Below are 20112 nucleotides of genomic sequence, written 5' to 3' on the forward strand. Positions count from 1 at the left end.
CCGTCGAGCAGATTGGAGATGTCGGAAGCGCGGTTGTCGAGACCCTGGGCGGTGAAGAAGTTGGTCGGATTGTCGAGGGCCGAGTTGACCTTCTTGCCCGTGGAGAGGTTGTTCTGGGTGGTGGCGAGGAGCTGAGCCGTCGACTGGAGCGACAGCAGATTCTGGCGCACCGACGCCGAGAGGACGATACCTGACATTTTCATACCCTTCTGGTGTGAAATAAGCCCCGATCCCTTCGAGATCAGGGTGAAGCCCAGGTCGACTTGAGCAACCCGGACGACGGGCGTCACGGTGAATGGCAGTGGCTAACAAACGCTGAAGGGTTGTGGGCCGCGGCCGCCTCAATCGGCGGAACAGGCACATCGGCGCGGCTCATTGCTGCGTCATCACGCAGGAACGCCCCTTGAAAAGGCTCATTGATTCAACAACCGCACCCGTCATTCACAACGCGTCAACCACCTTTGGAAAGGTTTCGACACGCGCGGCTACATTCCGTCGGCGGTCGTCATCGACCAGCGGACGACGCCTAGATGCGGTTTGCGATCAGAGCGCCAGCGGCGGAGCTTCGATCTCGATCAACGGCGTGAGACCGGCCGCGCGCTGGCGGCCGAACATGAGGACCGCCGCAATCAGCCGGTCGATGTCGCTCGTCCCGGTGCGATGATTGACGATCGCGGCACGGATCGCCAGCCGTCCGTCGAGCATCGTGGTCGACGGTGCGGCGAGGCCGGATTCGTGGATGTCGGCGACGATCTCGCCGTTGAGCGCATCGGCATCGTCTGCGCGATAGCGGAAGCAGACGATGTTGAGATTGACCGGCGCCAGCAGCTCGAGCTCGGGCTCGGCGCGCACCCGCGACTCCAGATGGCGCGCGAGCTCGCAGCTTCGCGCGATCACGGCACCGAGCGCGTCCGTGCCGAACGTTCTCAGCGTGAACCAGGTCTTCAGCGCCCGGAAGCCGCGCGACAGATCAGGACCGAGATCGCAGGGCCATTCGGCGCCCGCCGCGAGACCGCGGGTTTCCCGGCGCAGATAGGCGGCCGGCGAGGCGAAGGCGTCACGATGCTTGGTGCCATCGCGCACCAGCAGGAAGCCCGCATCGTAGGGCACCTGCCCCCATTTGTGAAAATCCAGCGCAATCGAATCCGCCAGCTCGATGCCGGCGAGCTTCGGTGCGAGCTCCGCTGACAGCATCGCGAGCGCACCGAAGGCGCCGTCGACGTGAAACCAGAGCCCCTCGGCACGGCAGAGTTCGGCAACAGCCGCGAGGTCGTCGATGGCGCCGATATCGACGGTGCCAGCGGAGGCGACGACGAGAAACGGATGCAGGCCCGCGGCGCGATCGCGCGCGATCGCGGTCCGCAGCTCGCCGACGTCGACGCGATGTGCGGCATCCACCGCGATGCAGCCGAGCGCGTCGCTGCCCAGTCCGCAGATGTCCATCGCCTTGGCGATGCAGCCATGCGCCGCCTTCGACGTGTAGGCGCGCAAGCGCCGCCCCTCCTCACCGAGACCCGCCGAGCGAACCGACGCGCCGAGCTCGGCGCGGCGCGCCACCAGCACCGCCATCAGGTTCGCCATCGAGGTGCCGGTGACGAAGATGCCGCTGGCGCATACCGGAAAGCCGAACAACTGGCGCGTCCAGTCGACGACCTGCCGCTCGATCTCGATCGGCGCATGGTCGCGGCCGCCGAGATTGGCGTTCAGTCCGGCAGCCAGCATCTCGGCAAGCATGCCGACCACGGTGCCGCCGCCGTGCACCCAACCCATGAATCCGGGATGCACGTTGCCGGTCGCGTAGGGAACGACGAGCTCGCTGAAATCGCGATAGACCTCGGCGAGATCGGTCGGCGCATGCGGCAGCGCGCTGCGGAAGCTCTGCCGTGTCGCCGGCGACATCGGCTGCCACACCGGCCGGTCGCGGATATCGGCGACATAGTCGATCATGTCGTCGAGCATGCGATGACCGAGCGCGCGCATCTGGTCCCAATGTTGCGGATCGAGCGTCTCCGCCGTCCGCGACGCGGGATCGATGCGCAGCCCGGCGGTCACGCCGCCTGCTCCGCCCGCGACGCGGCGCGCTTCTCGATCATGGCCGCGAAGGCCGCGAAGATCTTCTGCATCTGCGGCGGCTTGTAGGGGAAGATCTCCGGCGAATCCATGTTGTGGACGACGGCCGTATTGTCGGCCTCGAACACTAGCAGCGCGCCGTCCCTGGTCTCGGCGCAATCGATGATGAAATAGTCGAGGCCGACGCGCGCGGCGATCGCATCGAGCACACTGCGATGACGGCGGCCGAAGCCGATGTCGAAGGTCTGCATGAAGGTCGCCTCTTCGAGGCGCTTGCTCTCGCTGCCGGCCATGTTGGCGTTGAGGTACCAGATGTCCCAGCGCCGCGCGATCGCCATGTGGCAGGCGTAGGCCGTGCCGTCGACGAACACGATGCGGTACTTGCGGAACTGGCCGTCCTCGCTGGCATAGTCGACGAAGCGCGAGACGAAGAACTCCTGCTCGTCGCGCTCGTCGAGATAGAGCGACAGCTCGAGCGGCTCGTCGATCTTCTCGAGGCCGACGCCGGCATGCGAGCCGCGCGGCCGCACGATGACCGGGAAGGCGAGCGAGTGGTCGACGTCGGTGATCCATTCGCGCTCGTCGGCGATCTCGATCAGGCGCTCGCGGTCGACGGGGATGGTCGCCGGAATGGTGAGCCCGTCGATGCAGGCCAGCAGCGCATGCAGCTTGTCGCGGTCGAGATGCCAGATCCGCTCCGGCGGATTGAGCAGCGGACGCGGCCAGCGCGCCGCGACGGCATCGATCTCGCGCAGCGCGTGCTGGCAATCCTCGGAATCGGAGGCGATGACGATGGCGACGTCATGGGCCGGCAGCGGTGCCAGCAGGTTCGCGCCTGGAACGACGTAGAGCAGCAGCAGCTCGAAGTCGGTATCCTCGAGCAGGAACTCGATCGGCGTGTTGCTGCCCATGTCGGTGGCCGCAGCGAGCGCGAGCACGCGCAGGCGCGGCGTCTCGCTCTTGCAGCGCACGCGATAGAGCTGCTGCGACTGCAGCACGTCGTGCTGGATTGCAAGCCCGGACGATTTCTCGCCGATGAGCTGCGCGATCAGCGCCAGGTCGAGCCCCTCGCCCGGCTCCGCGCGGCCGTCGAGCAGCTTGGCGAGCAAGGCGGCCCACAACGGTTTCAGGTCCTGGCCGTCGAAGGCGGCCTTGGCGAGCTTGGCCATGCCGACGCGGTCGGCACATCCTGCGCCGGTGGCGTCGGCCAGCGCGAGCAAATCAGTCGGCATTGCAGATGTCCCTGAGATCCTGGCTGCTCAGATCCGATACGAGCAGCTCTGTTTTGGCAACGATGTCGGCGACGCGGTCGATGTCGGATTCGAGATTGACCCGGGCGGCGGTGACGTCGTCACACCATGCGTCCGTCACCTGGCGCGCCCCGATGCACAGCCGCAGCGCGGCCGTCGGCGCCTCGCCCGCGCGTTCGATCCGCACCGGCTGGCCGATCAGGCACTGGCGCGCGGCAACCTCGGCCGCTCGCCCGGTGAAGCGGCTGCCGAGATCGCGCTGCAGCGCGCGATATACCGCCTGCGTCTCACCGAGGCCGAGCGGGCCGCCGTCACGCTGGAGCGCGAACGGGAAGATGGTGGGAAAGCCGAACTCGCCATCGCTCGCATCCGGCGCAGGCGCGCGGGCGGCGATCGAACGCAGCGCCGGCGACAGCATCAGCAGGCTTTCGATGGACTCGCCGAGCTGCCGGATCGCCATCCGGCGGAACGGCTCGGGCACGGCGTGATATGCGGCGATCTCCGCCAGCGCGGCTTCCCAGCGCAGCCATTGGCCGATATTGGCGCGCGGCGCCGTGCGCGCGCGCAGATCCGTCCAGGCGAGCGGCCAATCGCTGCGATTGACATAGTCGAACAGGCCGGGCGCGATCGGATGTCCGCAGCGCAGCGCAGCCGCTGCGGCCGCGGGCACCAGCAGGGCGCCGCTGAAGGCGGGTCCGCCAAAGAACTTCGCGCCCGTGACGAGCACCAGATGGCCGCGATCGAGATGGGCGCGCAGCCGCGCCGTGCCGAGCCGCATCTGGCAGGCATCGACGACGACCTGCACGCGCCCCGGCCAGCGCCGCGCCACCTCGTCCAGGCAGGCCATGTCCGGCGCGCGCCAGCCGAGCTTGGAGGACTCCATGACCTGCAGCAGGACGCTACGGCCCTTCCGCGCCAGCGCCTCGACGCTGTCGAGCACCTCGGCATCGATATCGCCGCGCGGCTGCATCGATGCGCCGTCGAGCAGCGGCAGCGACACGGCGTCGCCCGAGAGCCCCTCGATCGGCGTGTTCGTCCGCACCGCCAGGCCGTTCGCCGTCCGCGTGCTGAAATGGTGTCCCCGGGCGCTCGCGGCAGTGCCGCTTCCGGTCTGGTCGCTGCCGACGACGATGCTCGTGACGCTCTCGCCGAGCATCGCCCGCACCAGCGCCAGCGCATGCAGTTGCGAGTCGGTGCCGGACGGCGAGAACACGATGTCGATGTCGTCGGCAAGGCCGAGATGTCCGCGCAGTTCGCAGCGCATCTCCTCGGTGCGCCGATCGAGCGCGGCGTCGAGGCCGAGCGAGATCGCCGCATGCATCAGTTGCTCGCGCGCCAGCTCGACGCGCGCATAGGCGCGTTCCGAAATCGGCGACGCCGTGCTCGATGCGAAGCACAGCACATCGGGTTCGGGCGACGGCCCGCAGCCATAGACGTTGCGGCCCCAGGGGCGATCGAGCGCCAGGCGGGCGTCGCCGCCATCGATCAGGAGATCGCCGAGCAGGGCAAACAGATCACGCAGTCCGGCCGCGACGCCCTGCTCGCGCCGGTCGATGCGGGATGGCTGGGAGATCTGCGACCGGGTTGCCGCCGGGGTCATGGTACGGATCGTCAGGCTGCGTCAGCCGCAGCAGCGGTCGGAACCGCCACCGCCGAGGCGAATTGCGAGGCGACATTGCCATGGAAGACGGACGGACCGACGTGATCGAGCCGGCTGTCGAGATCGGCCCAGATCTCGCCGCCGAGATCGGTCCATCGCCTGCAGAACGCGAAATCCTCGCTGAGATAGGTGCCGGTCGCCGGATCGATCATGCATTCGAACAGCGCGAAGCGGTTCGGGCTGCCGGCCAGCGCATCCTGCGAATGCTCGCGGAAGAACTGCAGCGGCGCGTAGGCCGGATGCGCGATCATCGCCTCGATGACGCGGCGGCGGATCATCAGGAAGCCGGTGCCGGCATAGCGCACGCGGGTAAAGCCGTTGACCACCGCGACGTGGTCCGGATTGTCAATCTCCAGCACGTAGTCGAGCGACGCCGCCGGCACGTCCATCCGGTTGTCGTTGATGGCGCGGCGCGCCTTGCTCCAGTTGACCTTCTTGACCGGATAGACACCGGCGACCATATCGCCGCCGGACTCGATCAGCCGGAAGACCTGCCTGGGCGTAAAGCCGATGTCGGCATCGACGAACAGCAGATGGGTTGCTGTGGGATCATTGAGGAACAGGGTGACGAGATTGGCCCTCGCCCGGGTGATCAGCGCATCACCGTCGCGCATGTGGACGGTGAGGCCGACGTTGGAGGTGGCGCGCAACTCGCGCTGCAGGGCGAAGATCGAGCTCGCATAGATGCTCGACACCTGGCCGCCGAAGCATGGTGTCGCGACCACCAGATGAATGCGCTCGTCGGTTCCGTCACTCACGTTCCGCCTCCAGACAAAGAGGCTCTCGCCCCAGATCTGAACAAAAGCTAAAGAGACGTGGTTAACGAAAACCTAACCGCCGTCCCCGGGGCGCTACAGATATTTCACCAGCGTCAACTGGGCGAGCATCGCCGTCGTCTGGTAGGACGCCTGGAGGTTGGTCTGGAGCTGCAGGATCTGGCTCGCCACCTCCTGCTGCGAGATGCCCTCGGTCTGGTCGACCATGGCCTGCATTGCCGCCTTGGCCTGGGTCTGGCGCGCCGTGGCGTCCTTCATCGTGGTCTGGGCGTTGGCAAACTCGGTCTGGATGTCCGAGATCGCCTGCTGGCCGAGCTGCGGCGTCAGGTTGGCGGCGATGCGCTGGCTGAGCGCGCCGATCTGCTGCGGGGCATTCGCACCCGCCGGCGGCGTGTTGACGGCGGCATAGACCGCGGTCTGCTGCACGAGGTTGCGGATCGCATACTCGTTGCCCTGGGCGCCGAACTGAATGCTCTGCGCCGTGTCGATCCGGATGGTCGCGCTCGACCGCGCCGAGCCGGGACCGCTGTTGCCGGTGTACCAGGCGACGGTGTTGGCCGAACCGTTGACGAGGCTGGTCGCCGACCCCAGCGGCGAGCCGGAGACGCGCAACGGCGGCGTCGGCGCCGTCACGGTGCCGGAGAAGCCGAGCGCCCCGAACGCACCCGCGTTCGAGCTCGACACCGAGAAGCTGGCGGCGGCGTCGGTGCGCAAGGTGATCACGCCGCCGCTGACCGTCGACGGCGTCGACGTGCCGCTGAGCGTATCGATCTTCGACAGCAGCGTCTGCACGCTGTCGCCGACATTGATCTGGTTGTTGCCGTTGGCGCCGGAGGCGACGAAGGTCAGCGTCTGTCCGTTGACGGTGATGGTGTCGCCGGTTGCAAAGCTGGTCGCGATCGAGTCGGAGCCCGCACCGCCCGACAGCAGCGTCGCTCCGGTGATCGGAGCCGGCGTTGCGAGCTTGTTGTTGACTACGGTGCCCGACACGGAGCTCGCCGTGTTGAAGAAGTTGTCACCGGCGACGACCGCCGAGGCGGCGGTCAGCGAGGTGTTGGCCAGCGTCGACAGCGCCGTGTTGAGCGCCGCGTTGAGATTGGCGGAGGTGGCCGCGGGCGTGGCACCGATGGCGAACGTATTGGTCGGCGCCGGCGTCGTGGTGGACGCCGTCAGCTTGATCGATTCCGAGGTGCCGTCGGGCAGCTTGAAGGTGAAGCTGATCTGGTCGCCCGCATTCGGATTGCCGGCGGTGAGATCGACCGAGATGCCCGCGGGCGAGCCGGACGGTCCGGTCACCGTGGCGTTGGTCAGCGACGACGTCACCCCGCTCAGCTTGAAGCCGAACGGCGAGCCGGCGACGTCCTCCGCCAGCGTGATCGGCATGGTGGCCGACGCCGACAGGTTGAGACGCCCGAGACCGTTGAGCCCGAGATCCGCCTGCTGCCGCTCGGCGATGACCTGCTTGAGCCCGGCCTGCGTTGTGGTGCCGTTCAGGATGTCGTCGGCCGATGCGATCGCCGGCCGGTCGGTGGCGCTGCCGGAGAAGATGTAGCGGTCGCCGACCTGCGTGTTGAGGATGCCGGTGATCGCCGACAGGTTGGACAGCGCCGTCAATTGTCCCGTGGTCTGGCCAGTGCTGGTCAGGTTCTGTGGTGTCGCCGAGGCGCCACTCTGGACCTGGTCATGAATCTTGGACAGCGATTGCAGCGAGGTATTGACCGCGCCGATCACGGTATTGACGTGGGTCATCGTCAGCGTGAACGCCGAGATGTTCGACAGCTGCGCCCGCGCCGCGATCGCGAACCCCTCGTCGGGCCCCATGCCGGCGTAGTTGTTCGCCTTGACGCCGCTCGAGAGCTGCGTGGAAAGGTCCGCGAGCTGGCTCGTGATGTTCCGCACGGACAGGCCGAGCAGAGAGCTTCCGTAATTGACACTGCTGATCGTCATCTTACACGCGCCTCACTAAAACGCCTGGAGCAGGCTCTGCATCATGCTTTGCACGACCGACATGATATGGGCGTTTGCCGCATAGGTGTTCTGGACCTGGATCAGGTTGGACATCTCGCTGTCCATGTTGACCCCCGCGGTGCCCTGGAACTTCTCCTTCAGCGTGCTGACCACGACGGCCTGGCCCTGGCTGAGCTGGGTCGCCAACGTCGACGCACTGCCCTGCTGGCTGACGAATTGCTGCAGATAGCCGGACACCGTGCCCTGGAACGGCTGCGCCGCCGAGCCGAGGCCGGTGGTCGGCGAGTAGCTGAAGGTCGCCGAGGTGAGCTGCGCGAACAGGAAGTCCGGCCGCGTCGAGTCGCCGGCCGCCGTCTGCGGCGAGGTCGAATAGGTCGACAGCTTGGTCGGATCGTTGAGCAGCGCCGGGTTGACGTTGAGCCGCCCGGCGAGCCCCGTCATCTGCGAGCCGGTCGAGGTGATCGCGCCGGTGTAGAGCGCGCCGCCGTCGGTGAACACCGGGAGCTGCGCATTGCCGCTGGCAAGCGTCTGCGTTGTGGTGGTGGCCGAGGCCGCCTTGACGGTCGCCTGGCTGCTGCCGTCGTCGGTGATCCGCAGCGTGCTGCCGGAGGGATTGGAGAACTGCAGATGCGCCGACCCGAGCGCGCTGTTGAGCTGCGAGACCACCGAGGCCATGCCGAGCGAGAAGTCGACGCCGACATAGGACGGGTTGGCTCCGGTCGCATTCTGCAGCGGCAGCGCAGCGGGATCGTTGACGTTGACGACCTTGATCTGACGCTGGACGTTGCTCGAGTCCGTGTAGGTCAGGTTGATGGTGTTGCCCGCCAGCAGTCCGGTGGTCGAGACGTCGAAGCCCGCCGGCGGCCCAGCCACCGCGGTGCCCGCCGTGGTCTTGTCGGACAGTGCCGAAGCCATCGTCGCCGCGAGCTGGTCGACCTGGGTCTGGGCCTGCACCAGGGTCTGGTCGCGCAGCTTGAGGTCGGCTGCGATCTGGCCCGAGTTCAGCAGATTGTTCGACACGACGTCGAGCGACACGCCGTTCGACAGCTTGATGTTGAGCTGGCCGACGCCGGTCTTGGTCGGATCGCTGTTGTAGAGCGAGGTGGCGTCGAGCGTCCCCGGCGAGGAGAAGGTGAACTCCGAGCTGAGGCCCGCGCCGACCAGCTGGATGCCCGAATTGGTGAATATGCTCGTGCCGTTGGTCGGGTCGGACACGACGCGGATATCGACATATTTGGCGAGCGTGTTGATCGCGTTGTCGCGCTGGTCCTGCAGGGTCGCCGCCAGCGGGTCGGAGCTGTCGAGGCCCTGCAGCTGCGTGTTGAGCGTCGCAATCTGCTTGATCGCCGCGTTGGCCTGCGTGACCGAATTGCCGATGTCCTGCTCGACATTGCTGCGCAGGGTCTGGATGCCCTTGGTGGTCGCGTTGAGCTGCAGCGCCACGCCCTGCGCCGCCGACAGCGCCACCGACTGCGCCGACTGGTTGCTCGGATTGTTCGACAGCGACTGCAGCGCCGTGGTGAAATTGTTCAGCGCCGTCTCGAGCGTGCCGCTGCCGCCGGGCGTACCGTACACGGTCTGCAGCTGGCTCAGGATGTTGGCCATCTGATTGGCGTAGGTCCCGCCCGAGGTCTCGGTGCGGAGCTGGTTCTGGACGAACAGATCGAGCTGACGGTTGACGCCGGTCGTCGTCACCGTCGAGCCGAAGCCGCCGCTGGCGACCTCGATCTGGTTCGGGTTCTGCGCGACGTAGCCGGGGGTGTTCGCGTTGGCGACGTTCGACGAGATGATCGAGAGCGCGGCCTGCGTCGAACGCAGGCCGGACATCGCGGTGGCGAGGGCAGAACTCAAACCCATGTGCGGTAGCCTTATGTCAATTCAACTGCCACGTCTCAGCGCGATCAGCGCAGCACGTTCAGAAGATCCTGCACCATCGAATTGGCCGTCGTGATCACCTTGGTGTTGGCCGAATAGGCCTGCTGGGTCACGATCAGCTTGGTGAACTCGTCGGCGATGTCGGTGTTCGAGCCTTCCAGCGAGCCGCCCGAGATCTTGCCGGTCGCGCCGATGATGGCCTGGCCGGACTGATCGGTCGCCTCATAGGCGCCGCCGTCGAGCGCCTTCAGGTAATTGGTGCCGTTGAAATGCGACAGCGTCACCTGCGCCAGGTTGATGGTCTGGCCGTTGGAGAAGGTGCCGGTGACGACGCCGCTGTTGTTTACGGCGACCGACTGCAACTGACCGGCGGCGAAGCCGTTCTGATTGATCTGGTTGATGGTCGCCGAGCCGATCGTGCTCGCATATTGCGTCAGCGCGCCCGAGGAGATGTTGAGGCTGACGGTACCGAGCGTGGTGCCGTCGACCACGACGTTGGGGATGGAGATGTTGGAGGTCGTCGGCGACACCAGCGAGCCGTCGGAGGCGAACTGGAAGTTGGTGCCGACGTTCTGCCACGCCACGGTCGAGCCGGTCGCGTTCGAGTCGGTCTGGTAGAACAGGTTCCAGGTGTCCTTGTGGCCGGTGCCGAGCGTCGCGCTGTCGACCTTGCCCCAGCGCAACTGCACGTTCACCGGCGTGCCCGACGAGTTGTAGGCCGTGACCGCGCCGCCAGAGATCGTCTCGTTGTTGAAGTTGGTGAGATCGTTGCCGATCACGATGCCGGTGCCGGGACTCGCCGTGCGCGTCAGTGCCACCGGTGACGTGAGGCCGAGCGCGGTGAAACCCGGGGACGCGCTGCTCATGGTCCAGTCCTCGCCGCTGCCGGAATGCAGCGTGATCTTGCCGGCGGTGATGGTGGGCGTCACGCCGGTGACGGCCGCGATCTTCGCCATCAGCGTGCCGACGGAGTCGCCGACGTTGATCTGGGTGCCCGAGGCGCCGGACGCGACGAAAGTGAAGGTGATGACGTCGCCCGCGCTGCCGGTCATGGTGATCGTGTCGCCGGTGGCAAAGTTGCTCGTGATCGAATCGGTGGCCACACCACCCGACAGCAGCGTCGACGTGGTGATGTTCGCCGCGTTCTTGTTGACCGCCGTACCGCCGGTGACGGTGGAGTCGGCGTAGAAGTTGGTGCCCACCGGCAGCGGCACGTTGGAGAGGTCGGCCGAGTTGAGGCCGCCGGCCGCGACCAGGGTGCCGGTCGCGGCATTGCCGCTCGCGGCGGTCTTCGGCTGCGTCGGCAGGTTGGCGGCGTACTGGATTGCGGTGGTCGCCTGCGCCGGCACGAAATTGTTGGCGAATTGCAGCACGGTCGGCACGTTGCCGGTGGCGTTGCCGGTCTTCGGATCGACCGCGACGCCCATCAGGTAATAGCCGGCGCCGTTGATCAGGTTGCCGTTGGCGTTGAGCTGGAAGTCGCCGCGCCGGGTGTAGTTGGTGACGCCAGTGAAGACCGGCACGTTGTCGACGACCGAGGAGGCCTTCTGCACGTTGAAGAAGCCGTCGCCGTTGATCGCCATGTTGGTGGCGACCGAGGACGTCGAGACGGTGCCCTGGGTGGTGATGGTGGCCTTGGCGAAGGCGGTGACGCCGCCGGCATTCTGGCGCGTCGGGTTGGTCGCGTTGGGGATGAGGTCTTCGAAGCTGGTGCCGATGCCCTTGTAGCCGACGGTCGACGCGTTCGCGATGTTACCGGAAATGTTCTGCAGCGCGAATGATTGAGCGGACAGACCGCTCACCGAAGTATTCATCGCGTCGAAGATACCCATACCAATCTCTCCACTGTGATGCCGGTGACAGGTCGGCCCGCACCGCGTTTCGTGGAGAGCTGTCGCAATCGCTGTGCCAGATGCGAAAATACTGTGAAATCAGCGGGTTGAAAAACAACAACGTCAAAAAACCAGCGTCAAAACTGGTGAACAATTGCCGAGCCGGCAGTTCTTGCCGGGCCGGACACGCCAAATCGCGCTCCGGCGCGGCCGCTCGTCACGGCTGACGGCGCGTCCTCAAGACCCCCATCTGAGCCTTGAACGGACGAGCCGGAATATCCGGGCGCAGATTCCCGTCAGGTCGACGACGGATTTGCCGGGTGGAACGTGAGCGACAGCCCGTCCATGCAGTAGCGCAGGCCGGTCGGCTTGGGGCCATCGTCGAACACGTGGCCGAGATGGCCGCCGCAACGGCGGCAATGCACCTCGGTGCGGACCATGCCGTAGGTCTTGTCCTGGCGGGTCGCCACGGCATTGTCGAGCGGCTTGAAGAAGCTCGGCCAGCCGGTGCCGCTGTCGAACTTGGTGTCGGAGGAGAACAGCGGCAGGTCGCAGCCGGCGCAGGCGAAGGTACCCTTGCGATGCTCCTTCAGCAGCGGGCTGGTCCAGGGCCGCTCGGTGCCCTCCTCGCGTAGGATCTCGTATTGCTGCGGCGTCAGTTGCGCGCGCCACTCGGCCTCGGTTTTCTCGACCTCGAACTTCTCGGCGGCGCGGGCCGGCGCGGAACCGCCGAGCCAGCGCAGGGCGGCGAAGCCGAACAGTCCGGCGGCGGTGGTCAACATCAGGCGGCGGTCGATCATGGCGGTCTCCGTACGGCGATGGGTTACCGGATCTACGGATGGGATCCCGCGAAGTTACGTCGGGCGCGGGCGCGGCGGCTCACTTTCTTGCGAGGTGTCAGCCCTCCCCGGCGTCGGGATGGCGGTTCAGATCGGATGGCTGCGGCCGCAGCGGCAGCCGCGAGCCGGGCCGCTCGGCCGCCCGGCGCCGCGCTTCGGCCGCCCGGATCTCGCGCATGCGCTCCTGCGCACGCACGCGCTCGCGGTGTCGCGCCAGCGTCCCGGCGGCGGCGGAGCGGCCGCGGACCCAGAGATTGACGACATGCCCGGCAACCCGGCCGCTGACGCCGCCGGCCCAGACCAGTTCGAACGGCGAGAACAGCTTCCAGCGGTCGTCGCCGGCGAGGATCGCCTGGGCGATCAGCTGTCCGGCCATCGCCGAAGTGTTGAGCCCCTGCCGGCCGAAGCCGCTCGCGACCCACAGGCCTTTGCGGAGCTGGCCGATCTGCGGCATGCCGTGCACGGTCTGGCCGGTGACGCCGCCGAAGGTGTCGGCGATCTCGACCCGGCCGAGCTGCGGAAACACCGTCCGGATCCGGCGCTGCAGCGCCGCGGCAAATCCGCTGGGCCGCGCGTCCCAGGTCGTCTCCGGGCTCGCCCACATCAGCCGGTCACCGTCGACGATACGGAAATGATCGATGCCGTCGGTGTCGCTGACCGATCCCTGGAAGGAAATCGCCTCGGCGAGGCGCTCGCCGAGCGGCGCGGTGACGCCGCCATAGCGCCACACCGGCAGCAGCGTATCGGACAGCTTCTGCAGCGGCGCGCCGAGATGGATGTTGCCGGCCAGCACGATGTGCGAGGCGCGCATCCGCGCCGACGGCGTCACGATGCGCTTGCGCACGCCCGACGCATCGATGCTGACCACCGGCGTGTCCTCGAAGATCCGCGCCCCGGCCTTGTGCGCGAGCCGCGCCAGCGCGTGAACGTACCTGCGGCCGTCGAGCTGGAACGCCTTGGGATAATGGACGCCGTGGAAGTAGCGGTCGGTCTTGAGCTCGGTCCTGACGCGCTCGACCTGCCAGCCCTCGACCTCGGTGTCGAAATCCTCGTGCAGCATCTGCAGGCGGCGGATCAAGGCGTCGCCGGCGTCGACATTGGAGACTTCGAGCGCGCCCTCGCTGAGCCCGATGCCCGGCATCGCTGCCTCGGTGGCCTGGGCGCGGATGAACTCGGCACCGGACCAGGACAACGCCCATAGCGCCCGGGCATGCGCGAGCCCGACGCGCTCGATCAGATCCGGCAGCGGCAGGTCGAACCCAGGCATCACCGTGCCGATCATGTGGCCGGATGCGTTCCACCCGACCTGGCGGCCTTCCAGCACCGCGACGCTCGCCCCCTGCCGGGCCGCGCACAATGCCACCGTCAAGCCGGCCAATCCCGCCCCGACCACGCAGACGTCGACGTCGAGGTCGAAATTCAGCCTGGTGCGGCCGTGTGCACCTGCGGCATCCGCGTCATCGTTCACGCTTGTGGAAGTCTCGCTCATGGCGTTTTCTTAGCGAACCCTGCGCCGGACGTCATGACGCTTTTAATGGCGACAAAGAGACGTGGTACAGCCGGACCCAGCCTGAACGATTCGAGACGGAATTCCATGCGCCGATTGATGCTGCTGCGCCACGCCAAGACCGAGACTGACGCGCCGACCGGCCGCGACCAGGACCGCCGTCTCGACGAGCGCGGGCACCAGGATGCCGCCATGATCGGCGATTTCATCGCCAGCCACCCGCCGGTGCCGGAGCTGGTGCTGGTCTCGACCGCGGTCCGGGCACAGCAGACCTGGGACCTCGCGCTTGCGGCGATGAAGGACCGTGTCCCGGCCCCGCAGGTCGAGACCGTTCCCGGGCTCTACGGCGCCGAGCCGATGCAGATGCTGCATCACATCCGCCTCGCGGCAGTGCACGATCCGAAGCAGCTCCTGCTCGTCGGGCACAATCCCGGAATGCACGAGCTCGCGCTGGCGCTGACCGGCGGGGGCGATTCAGAGGCCCGCCACGAGCTGATGCGCAACATGCCGACCGCGGGTTTGGCGGTGCTCGATTTCGACACCGACGATTGGGGCGACGTCAGCTTCACCCGCGGCCGTCTCCTGAGATTCGTCACGCCCAAGCTGCTCAAGCATGGCTCGGTCGATTGACAGGCAGGTCCGGTCCGGCGCGTAATCCCGGCGGACAGAGGAGGACCTTCGATGTTCAACTCGATTCTGGTGCCGATCGATCTGGCCGACACCGACCTCGCCAAGCCCGCCATCGCCACCGCGGCCACGTTGGCACAGACCTGGAGCGGCACGGTGCATCTGCTCAACGTCATGCCGATGACGCCGGTGATGCTCGCCGAATACGTCCCGGCCGATTTCGACGCGCAGCAGCGCGAGACCGCCGAGGAAGCGCTGTCGATCGTGGCGCGCGAATCCGGCATCCCGGCGGAGCGCATCAGCTATACGGTGCGCCAGGGCGGCATCTATCACGAGATCCTCGAGGAGGCAGCCAAGGTCAAGGCCGACCTGATCGTAATGACCTCGCACCGCCCGGCGATGCGGACCTACTTCCTCGGCAGCAACGCCGGCCACGTCGTGCGCTACGCCAAGTGCTCGGTGCTCGTGGTGAGGCCGTAAGACGCGGCCCGTCCGACGCATCCTGCGCGTGGACCAATTTCCACTTCGTGGTCATTGCCATTGCATTGGCGTTTCTCGATCATATTGCCCGACCGAAGCGCCGACTAAGGACACCGTCATGAGATGGCCTCTGCCTTATCCAAGGGCTGGTGACGTATTGGGTATCCTATTCATCGTCGCGCTGCTTTGCCTTCTCGTTTCTGGCTTCTACTGGTTTCCCAATCCTAATCCGAATACCGGATTTGGTCCGGACTGGGATTGCACTCCTGTCCCCAATGGCCAACCGATCTGCATCAAAAAGATAGGTCAGTGAACGCAGTCCGCTGACGGAATGAACCACGCGGTTGTCCGAATGCCCCCGATCATGCGTCGGCGTGATCTCGATCGAGATCTTGCTTCGGTTGGCTGTGAATAAGGATCCGGCTAGCGTGAAACGATCCCATCGAATCTCACGCGCGTGTTGGAAGACCCTGAGCAAGTGTTGGGTCAGACGGGCGGAGCCCGAACGGCGCGGGCAAGCCAGAAGCTGCGCTCGCCGTTGGCCGGCTCGCCGACTGACTGTGCGATCAGTTCGAATCCATTGTCGCGCAGCAACGCAGCGTACTCGGACGGATCGAGAGACGCATGATAGAGCGGATCGCCGCGGTAGGACCCGATGGCTTCGCCATGTGCGGGTCCGGCGTTGAACAGCAGCACGCCGCCCGAAGCCGCGCAGGCCGCGAAGATCGGAAACATGCGCCGCTGGTCATCATGTCCGAGATGGAAGAAGCTGTCCCACGCCAACACCCCGTCAAATCGCCGCCCTGAGGTCCACGACCGCATGTCGGCAACGACCCATTCCTGATCCGGCATTCGCGTCCGACACAGCGCGATCATCGTCGGCGAGCTGTCCACCCCGGTGACGGAAAATCCTTGCGCCGAGATGTGCGCTGCGACCGGCACACCACCCCCGCAGCCAAGATCGAGCACGTTCGCGCCCGGCCGCAGGAGCGTAACGAAGCGTTCGATGGGAGGCTTGTCAGTCCAGGCGGCCGCGCGGCGGTCAGCGTCCCACGCCAATGCGTGACGCTCATAATGGGCGACGATCCGGCTCGCACCTCGGCTCATAGAAGCTCCGTCATAGAGGGCAGTGCGTAGGGTCGGCAAAGGCGCGCCCGATCAGCGTGCTTGTCCGTGCCATCTGAGGGCGCCGTGCCCACCGTCTCGCGCGGATGGAGAGACGGTGGGCAAATCATCGTGCGGCTCGCGCGCCCCGATGACTTTGTCCACCCTACGGGGCACCTTTGCCTGGAGCTTTGCGCCTCACGGCCACTCCGCAATGTAGTCCTTCGCCTTGTACGGCGCGATCTTGTCCCATTCGCCGAGCACGCGGCGGCGGAATTCGGGATGTGTGTGCCAGAGATGGCGCGGCACGCCGAAGCCGTCCACCGTCAGCAGCATCTTCTCCACCTCGGGCCAGTGCCGCTGCAAGGTCATCGCGTAGCGCCGCGCGGTCCAGCTGTTGCCGAGACAGATCACGCTGCCGACATTGGCGAGGCCGAGCGCGGCGTCGATCACCGGCAGCGCGAGCACGACGTTCTCGCCGGTGTTCGTGGCATGATGCTCTTCGAGGATGCGCTCGGCCGGAATGCCGTGCCTCACCATGGCAGCCTTGATCAGCGTACACTCCGAAACATCCGCGCCCGGCGTGATCCCGCCGCTGACGATGGCGTGGCGGAAGTAGCCCTGCTGCCATAGCTTCGCCGCCGTCTCGGCACGCAGCTCCTCGTCGACGCGGGTGCCGAACACGAACAGCAGATCGGCCGGCCGCAGCGGCGTGTCGGCGAAATGCCGCGCGTTGATCGCGGCGATCTCGGCGTCATCCGGCCTGCGCAGCGCGCGATCCTGCATCGTCCCACTCCGAAAGCGACTCGCTCAGTCTGGCATGGTGCGCCAAATCTGCACGATCACATTCGGTGACCGGCGATGCGATTGCGTGATCACGGCAGCAGCGCGGCCGGAATGTCCGTGAACGTGTAGCTGCGCGGCCTGTTGCGGGTGATGAAGCCGCCGACATACCAGGCGAACAGCGCGGCGAAGCCGATCAGGAACAACGCGCCCGACCATTCGGCGATGACGAGCGCACGCACCAGAAGCCCGGCCATCGCGACGGCGAGCAGCGCGATCGCGGCGAGCGCCGCGCCGTAGGTGACGCGGCCGAGGCCCGCGGTCAGCCGCGCGTTGCTGCCGCTGACGGCGAGCCGCGCATGCAGGGCGAGAATGAAGGCGCGATAGGCCTCGCTCTGCGGCGCCATCAGGGCAGCCGTCTGCCACGAGACGGAGACGATGCCGAGGCGGCGGCCGTCGCGATGGGTGATGTCGGCCCGAAAACGCTTCGCCTGCATCGACACCGGTCGGTAGGACAGCCGGATCGCGGCGATCTCGGCGTAAGGCCACAGGCCGGTCCGGCCGGCGAACCGCCACGACAGGCCCTGCTCCGTCAGTTCGAACTGGTGCGCGGCCCCGATCAGCGACGCCTTGTAGGCGTAGCGGATCGCATCATCGCCGGCCGTGGTGGTGCGCTCGGAAATGGATCGGTCCTGTTGCGTGTGGCACGCGCCTTATCCTACAAGCGGAGCATGAGCGAAACGATCTATTTTCCGCGCCATTTGATCCTGGCCGGGGCGATGGCCGCCGGCGTGCTGCTGGCGCTGGCGGTGCACATGCTCGGCGCCCGCTACGGGCTCGATCTCGGCGGCCTGTGGCAGACCGAGAGCGGCGCCTTCATGCCGGCGGGATCGGCGATCGCATGGTGGCTGATCGCCACCGTCGGGTTCTCCTCAGGCTACTTCATCGCCAACATCATGCACAGCGCGGTGTCGGGCGAGATCCCGCAGCGGATGCGCAACTTCCTGGTCGTGGTCGGCGTCCTGATGCTGGCCGGCATCGGCCAAGCGATCTCCGGTCCGAGCCCCGTGCCGTCGGCCTCGGGCGTACTGGCAGGCCTGGCCGCGCTCTGCCTCGGCGCCCTGATGGCGTTCTGCGGCGCCAATTTCGCGCTGCGCAAGACCTGATCCATGCGATCCAGAATCCATGCGATCCGCACACGCCGACACCGCGCGGGCGACCCGCGCGGCGTTTTGCCTCATCAGCGATCGAGCGTCAGCTCGCGGCGCGCAGGTTGACGCTGGTCTCGGCGAGCTTGGTCAGCTTCATGTCGGTCGCCTTCTCCTCGTCGAGCGTCTTCTGCAGCACGGCGGCGCAGTCGCTGCGGCCGAGCTGCTTGGCCCAGGCGATCAGGCTGCCGTAGCGGGTGATCTCATAGTGCTCGGCCGCCTGGCCGGCATTGATCAGGGCGGCGTCGAGCACGGTCTTGTCCGCGACCTCGCCGGCGACCTCCTCCGCCTCTTCGATGATGCCGTCGATCGCCGGGCAGTCGACTGCCTTGGGCGCGATGCCATGCATCTCGAACACCTGCTCGAGCCGCTTCACATGCGTCCTGGTTTCGTCGAGATGGGCCAGAAAACCCTGCTTGAGCTTCTGATCCGTCGCCTTCTCCGCCATCTTGGGCAGCGCTTTGACGAGCTGGTTTTCGGCGTAATAGATGTCCTGCAGCTGATGAACGAACAGATCGTTCATCGTCTTGATGTCCTTTGTGAACAATCCCATTTGCTTCACGTCCTCCTAATTCGGGAACATGGCAGGTCCCGCCCCCCGACCGGTGGTCGCCATGTTCGCTGTGCTCGCGGGCGCTAACCGGCGGCAGCGGCGGTCGTTCCTGTGTCACCGAGCCTGCCGTCCGGAACCGGGCGCGGAAGACCAGGTTTGCCCGTGAAACTCGCGGGTAACCAGTTGGACCGAACTGAGGCGGACGGGCCGCCAGCTATGTGACCGGAGTGTGACAGACCTGCGCCGCATGGGTCGGAGCTGACCTGTGTCAAGGACTGCACAAGCTGCGCATTTTAGCATAAGAAACAGGCTGTCACGAATTGCCCGCCCCATCGATCAATGGTTTCGCCTCTTTTCCAAGATCTAGTACCGCCCCGCCGGGAGGATGAATGCAGCGCCTGCTGACCACGCTTGGGCGTGGCTTCAAGAAATGGATCGGCTGGAAGCGGCTGGGGATTGCAGCGAGCCTTGCGATCATCGCCTTCGCGATCACGACCCTCGTGCGCACGCTGAAGGGCGTTGACGCCGGCGTCATCCTGACCGCGCTCACCGAAATCCCGCCCGGTCACATCGCGCTCGCGGCCTTGTGTGTGGTCGGCGCGTTCTGCACGCTGACCTTCTATGATTATTTTGCGCTGCGAACGATTGGCAAGAAACACGTGCCCTATCGCATCGCGGCGATGAGCGCCTTCACCAGCTACTCGATCGGCCACAACATCGGCGCCACCGTGTTCACCGGCGGCGCCATCCGGTTCCGGATCTACTCCGACTACGGCCTGTCCGCGATCGACGTCGCCAAGATCTGCTTCCTATCGGGCCTGACCTTCTGGCTCGGCAATCTGTTCGTGCTCGGTATCGGCATGACCTTGCATCCGGCCGCCGCCACCGCGATGGACCAGTTGCCCCCGGCGGTGAACCAGTTGATCGCGATCGGCATCCTCGGGGCGATCTTCGCCTATCTCGGATGGCTGACCGCCGGCAAGAACCGGCGCCAGCTCGGCCAGAACGGTTGGAAGGTGGTGCTGCCCTCGGCGCAGCTCACGCTCGTGCAGATCCTGATCGGAGTGGTCGACCTCGGCTTCTGCGCGCTGGCGATGTACCTCCTCGTCCCCGCCGCTCCGCCGATCGATTTCCTGTCGCTGTCGGTGGTGTTCATCCTCGCTACCCTGCTCGGCTTTGCCAGCCATGCGCCCGGCAGCATCGGCGTGTTCGATGCCGCGATGCTGGTGGCGCTGCCGCAGTTCGGCCGCGAGCAGTTGCTGGCCACCCTGCTCGTTTTCCGCGTGCTGTATTTCGTGATCCCGTTCGCGACGGCGATCTCCATCATGGGCATCAGGGAACTCTGGCTGAATGTGGTCAAGCCGTGGCAGGAGCGGCGCCGGCTGCAGGGCGCGGTGTCGGACGAGATCGCCGCCAAGCGCGCCGCGACCACGGCGCACGCTGCGGTTCCCCAGCGCATCAAGCGGCACTCCCAGCGCTGAGCATCAATTCTCTCGCGGACGACGCAGCGGCTCGCCCCTCGGCCGGTTGAAGTCGCGTGCGATCCTCTTATTTCCGCCCCATCGCTGACGTGAATCCTT

The 20112-nt window shown here is 66.5% G+C and carries 17 protein-coding genes and 1 pseudogene; 4 read left to right on the plus strand and 14 right to left on the minus strand.

Annotated elements, in window-relative coordinates; all coding sequences use genetic code 11:
- The 10 genes and pseudogenes from QX128_RS29390 to QX128_RS29435 form a co-directional block, all read right to left on the minus strand.
- Window positions 1-197 (minus strand): annotated as a pseudogene (locus QX128_RS29390) (flagellar protein); the annotation flags it as partial.
- A 346-nt stretch (window positions 198-543) separates the two neighbouring features.
- The gene (locus QX128_RS29395) at window positions 544-1980 is read right to left on the minus strand and encodes an aspartate aminotransferase family protein (RefSeq protein WP_316239310.1); all 1437 of its coding nucleotides are present in this window, start codon (window positions 1978-1980) and stop codon (window positions 544-546) included.
- Between the two features lie 68 nt (window positions 1981-2048).
- Complete coding sequence (locus QX128_RS29400; protein WP_315804351.1) at window positions 2049-3239, minus strand: hypothetical protein; 1191 nt, start codon at window positions 3237-3239, stop codon at window positions 2049-2051.
- A 52-nt stretch (window positions 3240-3291) separates the two neighbouring features.
- Complete coding sequence (locus tag QX128_RS29405; protein WP_316216858.1) at window positions 3292-4920, minus strand: hypothetical protein; 1629 nt, start codon at window positions 4918-4920, stop codon at window positions 3292-3294.
- A gap of 11 nt (window positions 4921-4931) precedes the next feature.
- Window positions 4932-5738, minus strand: a complete 807-nt coding sequence (locus QX128_RS29410; protein ID WP_315804314.1) for a hypothetical protein — start codon at window positions 5736-5738, stop codon at window positions 4932-4934.
- Between the two features lie 93 nt (window positions 5739-5831).
- The gene (locus QX128_RS29415; protein WP_316216860.1) at window positions 5832-7703 is read right to left on the minus strand and encodes a flagellar protein; all 1872 of its coding nucleotides are present in this window, start codon (window positions 7701-7703) and stop codon (window positions 5832-5834) included.
- Between the two features lie 15 nt (window positions 7704-7718).
- The gene (gene flgK / locus QX128_RS29420; protein WP_315804316.1) at window positions 7719-9581 is read right to left on the minus strand and encodes a flagellar hook-associated protein FlgK; all 1863 of its coding nucleotides are present in this window, start codon (window positions 9579-9581) and stop codon (window positions 7719-7721) included.
- A gap of 44 nt (window positions 9582-9625) precedes the next feature.
- Window positions 9626-11431: a flagellar hook-basal body complex protein gene (locus QX128_RS29425; RefSeq protein ID WP_315804317.1), complete on the minus strand. Its 1806-nt coding sequence runs from the start codon at window positions 11429-11431 to the stop codon at window positions 9626-9628.
- A 296-nt stretch (window positions 11432-11727) separates the two neighbouring features.
- Window positions 11728-12231, minus strand: a complete 504-nt coding sequence (gene msrB, locus QX128_RS29430; protein ID WP_316182987.1) for a peptide-methionine (R)-S-oxide reductase MsrB — start codon at window positions 12229-12231, stop codon at window positions 11728-11730.
- A gap of 97 nt (window positions 12232-12328) precedes the next feature.
- Window positions 12329-13759, minus strand: a complete 1431-nt coding sequence (locus tag QX128_RS29435; protein ID WP_315804319.1) for an FAD-binding oxidoreductase — start codon at window positions 13757-13759, stop codon at window positions 12329-12331.
- Window positions 13760-13864: 105 nt separating this feature from the next.
- Here QX128_RS29435 and QX128_RS29440 point away from each other — a divergent pair, with 105 nt between their 5' ends.
- Window positions 13865-14407, plus strand: coding sequence for a histidine phosphatase family protein (locus QX128_RS29440; protein ID WP_315804320.1), 543 nt, complete (start codon window positions 13865-13867; stop codon window positions 14405-14407).
- Between the two features lie 51 nt (window positions 14408-14458).
- On the plus strand, window positions 14459-14884 hold the full coding sequence (locus QX128_RS29445; protein ID WP_284420907.1) for a universal stress protein: 426 nt from the start codon (window positions 14459-14461) through the stop codon (window positions 14882-14884).
- Between the two features lie 486 nt (window positions 14885-15370).
- On the opposite strand, the gene QX128_RS29450 is transcribed toward QX128_RS29445, so the two are convergent.
- The 3 genes from QX128_RS29450 to QX128_RS29460 all read right to left on the minus strand — a co-directional run bounded on the left by QX128_RS29450 (window position 15371) and on the right by QX128_RS29460 (window position 17454).
- Complete coding sequence (locus QX128_RS29450; protein ID WP_316239266.1) at window positions 15371-15991, minus strand: class I SAM-dependent methyltransferase; 621 nt, start codon at window positions 15989-15991, stop codon at window positions 15371-15373.
- A 195-nt stretch (window positions 15992-16186) separates the two neighbouring features.
- Window positions 16187-16774, minus strand: a complete 588-nt coding sequence (locus tag QX128_RS29455) for a YdcF family protein (RefSeq protein WP_316239267.1) — start codon at window positions 16772-16774, stop codon at window positions 16187-16189.
- A gap of 89 nt (window positions 16775-16863) precedes the next feature.
- Window positions 16864-17454, minus strand: coding sequence for a hypothetical protein (locus QX128_RS29460; protein ID WP_410053195.1), 591 nt, complete (start codon window positions 17452-17454; stop codon window positions 16864-16866).
- 48 nt (window positions 17455-17502) lie between these two features.
- On the opposite strand from QX128_RS29460, the gene QX128_RS29465 reads away from it, so the two are divergent.
- Window positions 17503-17937, plus strand: a complete 435-nt coding sequence (locus QX128_RS29465) for a hypothetical protein (RefSeq protein WP_315712681.1) — start codon at window positions 17503-17505, stop codon at window positions 17935-17937.
- Window positions 17938-18025: 88 nt separating this feature from the next.
- Here QX128_RS29465 and QX128_RS29470 read toward each other — a convergent pair whose 3' ends face one another.
- Window positions 18026-18532 (minus strand): ferritin-like domain-containing protein, encoded by a 507-nt coding sequence (locus tag QX128_RS29470; protein ID WP_316239268.1) that lies wholly within the window; start codon window positions 18530-18532, stop codon window positions 18026-18028.
- Between the two features lie 389 nt (window positions 18533-18921).
- Here QX128_RS29470 and QX128_RS29475 point away from each other — a divergent pair, with 389 nt between their 5' ends.
- Window positions 18922-20013 carry a YbhN family protein gene (locus tag QX128_RS29475; protein ID WP_315804325.1) on the plus strand — a complete coding sequence of 364 codons (1092 nt, stop codon included), beginning with the start codon at window positions 18922-18924 and terminating at the stop codon, window positions 20011-20013.
- Window positions 20014-20112 lie beyond the last annotated feature (99 nt).

Source organism: Bradyrhizobium sp. SZCCHNR1015, from assembly GCF_032489875.1.
In the GTDB taxonomy this organism is placed as follows: domain Bacteria; phylum Pseudomonadota; class Alphaproteobacteria; order Rhizobiales; family Xanthobacteraceae; genus Bradyrhizobium.

Bases quoted from the DNA above. Each gene is read 5' to 3' on its own strand.
- QX128_RS29395 (WP_316239310.1), bottom strand. From the start codon at position 1,980: ATGCGCGCGCTCGGTCATCGCATGCTCGACGACATGATCGACTATGTC.
- QX128_RS29400 (WP_315804351.1), bottom strand. From the start codon at position 3,239: ATGGCCAAGCTCGCCAAGGCCGCCTTCGACGGCCAGGACCTGAAACCG.
- QX128_RS29405 (WP_316216858.1), bottom strand. From the start codon at position 4,920: ATGACCCCGGCGGCAACCCGGTCGCAGATCTCCCAGCCATCCCGCATC.
- QX128_RS29415 (WP_316216860.1), bottom strand. From the start codon at position 7,703: ATGACGATCAGCAGTGTCAATTACGGAAGCTCTCTGCTCGGCCTGTCC.
- flgK (WP_315804316.1), bottom strand. From the start codon at position 9,581: ATGGGTTTGAGTTCTGCCCTCGCCACCGCGATGTCCGGCCTGCGTTCG.
- QX128_RS29425 (WP_315804317.1), bottom strand. From the start codon at position 11,431: ATGGGTATCTTCGACGCGATGAATACTTCGGTGAGCGGTCTGTCCGCT.
- msrB (WP_316182987.1), bottom strand. From the start codon at position 12,231: ATGATCGACCGCCGCCTGATGTTGACCACCGCCGCCGGACTGTTCGGC.
- QX128_RS29435 (WP_315804319.1), bottom strand. From the start codon at position 13,759: ATGAGCGAGACTTCCACAAGCGTGAACGATGACGCGGATGCCGCAGGT.
- QX128_RS29440 (WP_315804320.1), top strand. From the start codon at position 13,865: ATGCGCCGATTGATGCTGCTGCGCCACGCCAAGACCGAGACTGACGCG.
- QX128_RS29445 (WP_284420907.1), top strand. From the start codon at position 14,459: ATGTTCAACTCGATTCTGGTGCCGATCGATCTGGCCGACACCGACCTC.
- QX128_RS29450 (WP_316239266.1), bottom strand. From the start codon at position 15,991: ATGAGCCGAGGTGCGAGCCGGATCGTCGCCCATTATGAGCGTCACGCA.
- QX128_RS29455 (WP_316239267.1), bottom strand. From the start codon at position 16,774: ATGCAGGATCGCGCGCTGCGCAGGCCGGATGACGCCGAGATCGCCGCG.
- QX128_RS29465 (WP_315712681.1), top strand. From the start codon at position 17,503: ATGAGCGAAACGATCTATTTTCCGCGCCATTTGATCCTGGCCGGGGCG.
- QX128_RS29470 (WP_316239268.1), bottom strand. From the start codon at position 18,532: ATGGGATTGTTCACAAAGGACATCAAGACGATGAACGATCTGTTCGTT.
- QX128_RS29475 (WP_315804325.1), top strand. From the start codon at position 18,922: ATGCAGCGCCTGCTGACCACGCTTGGGCGTGGCTTCAAGAAATGGATC.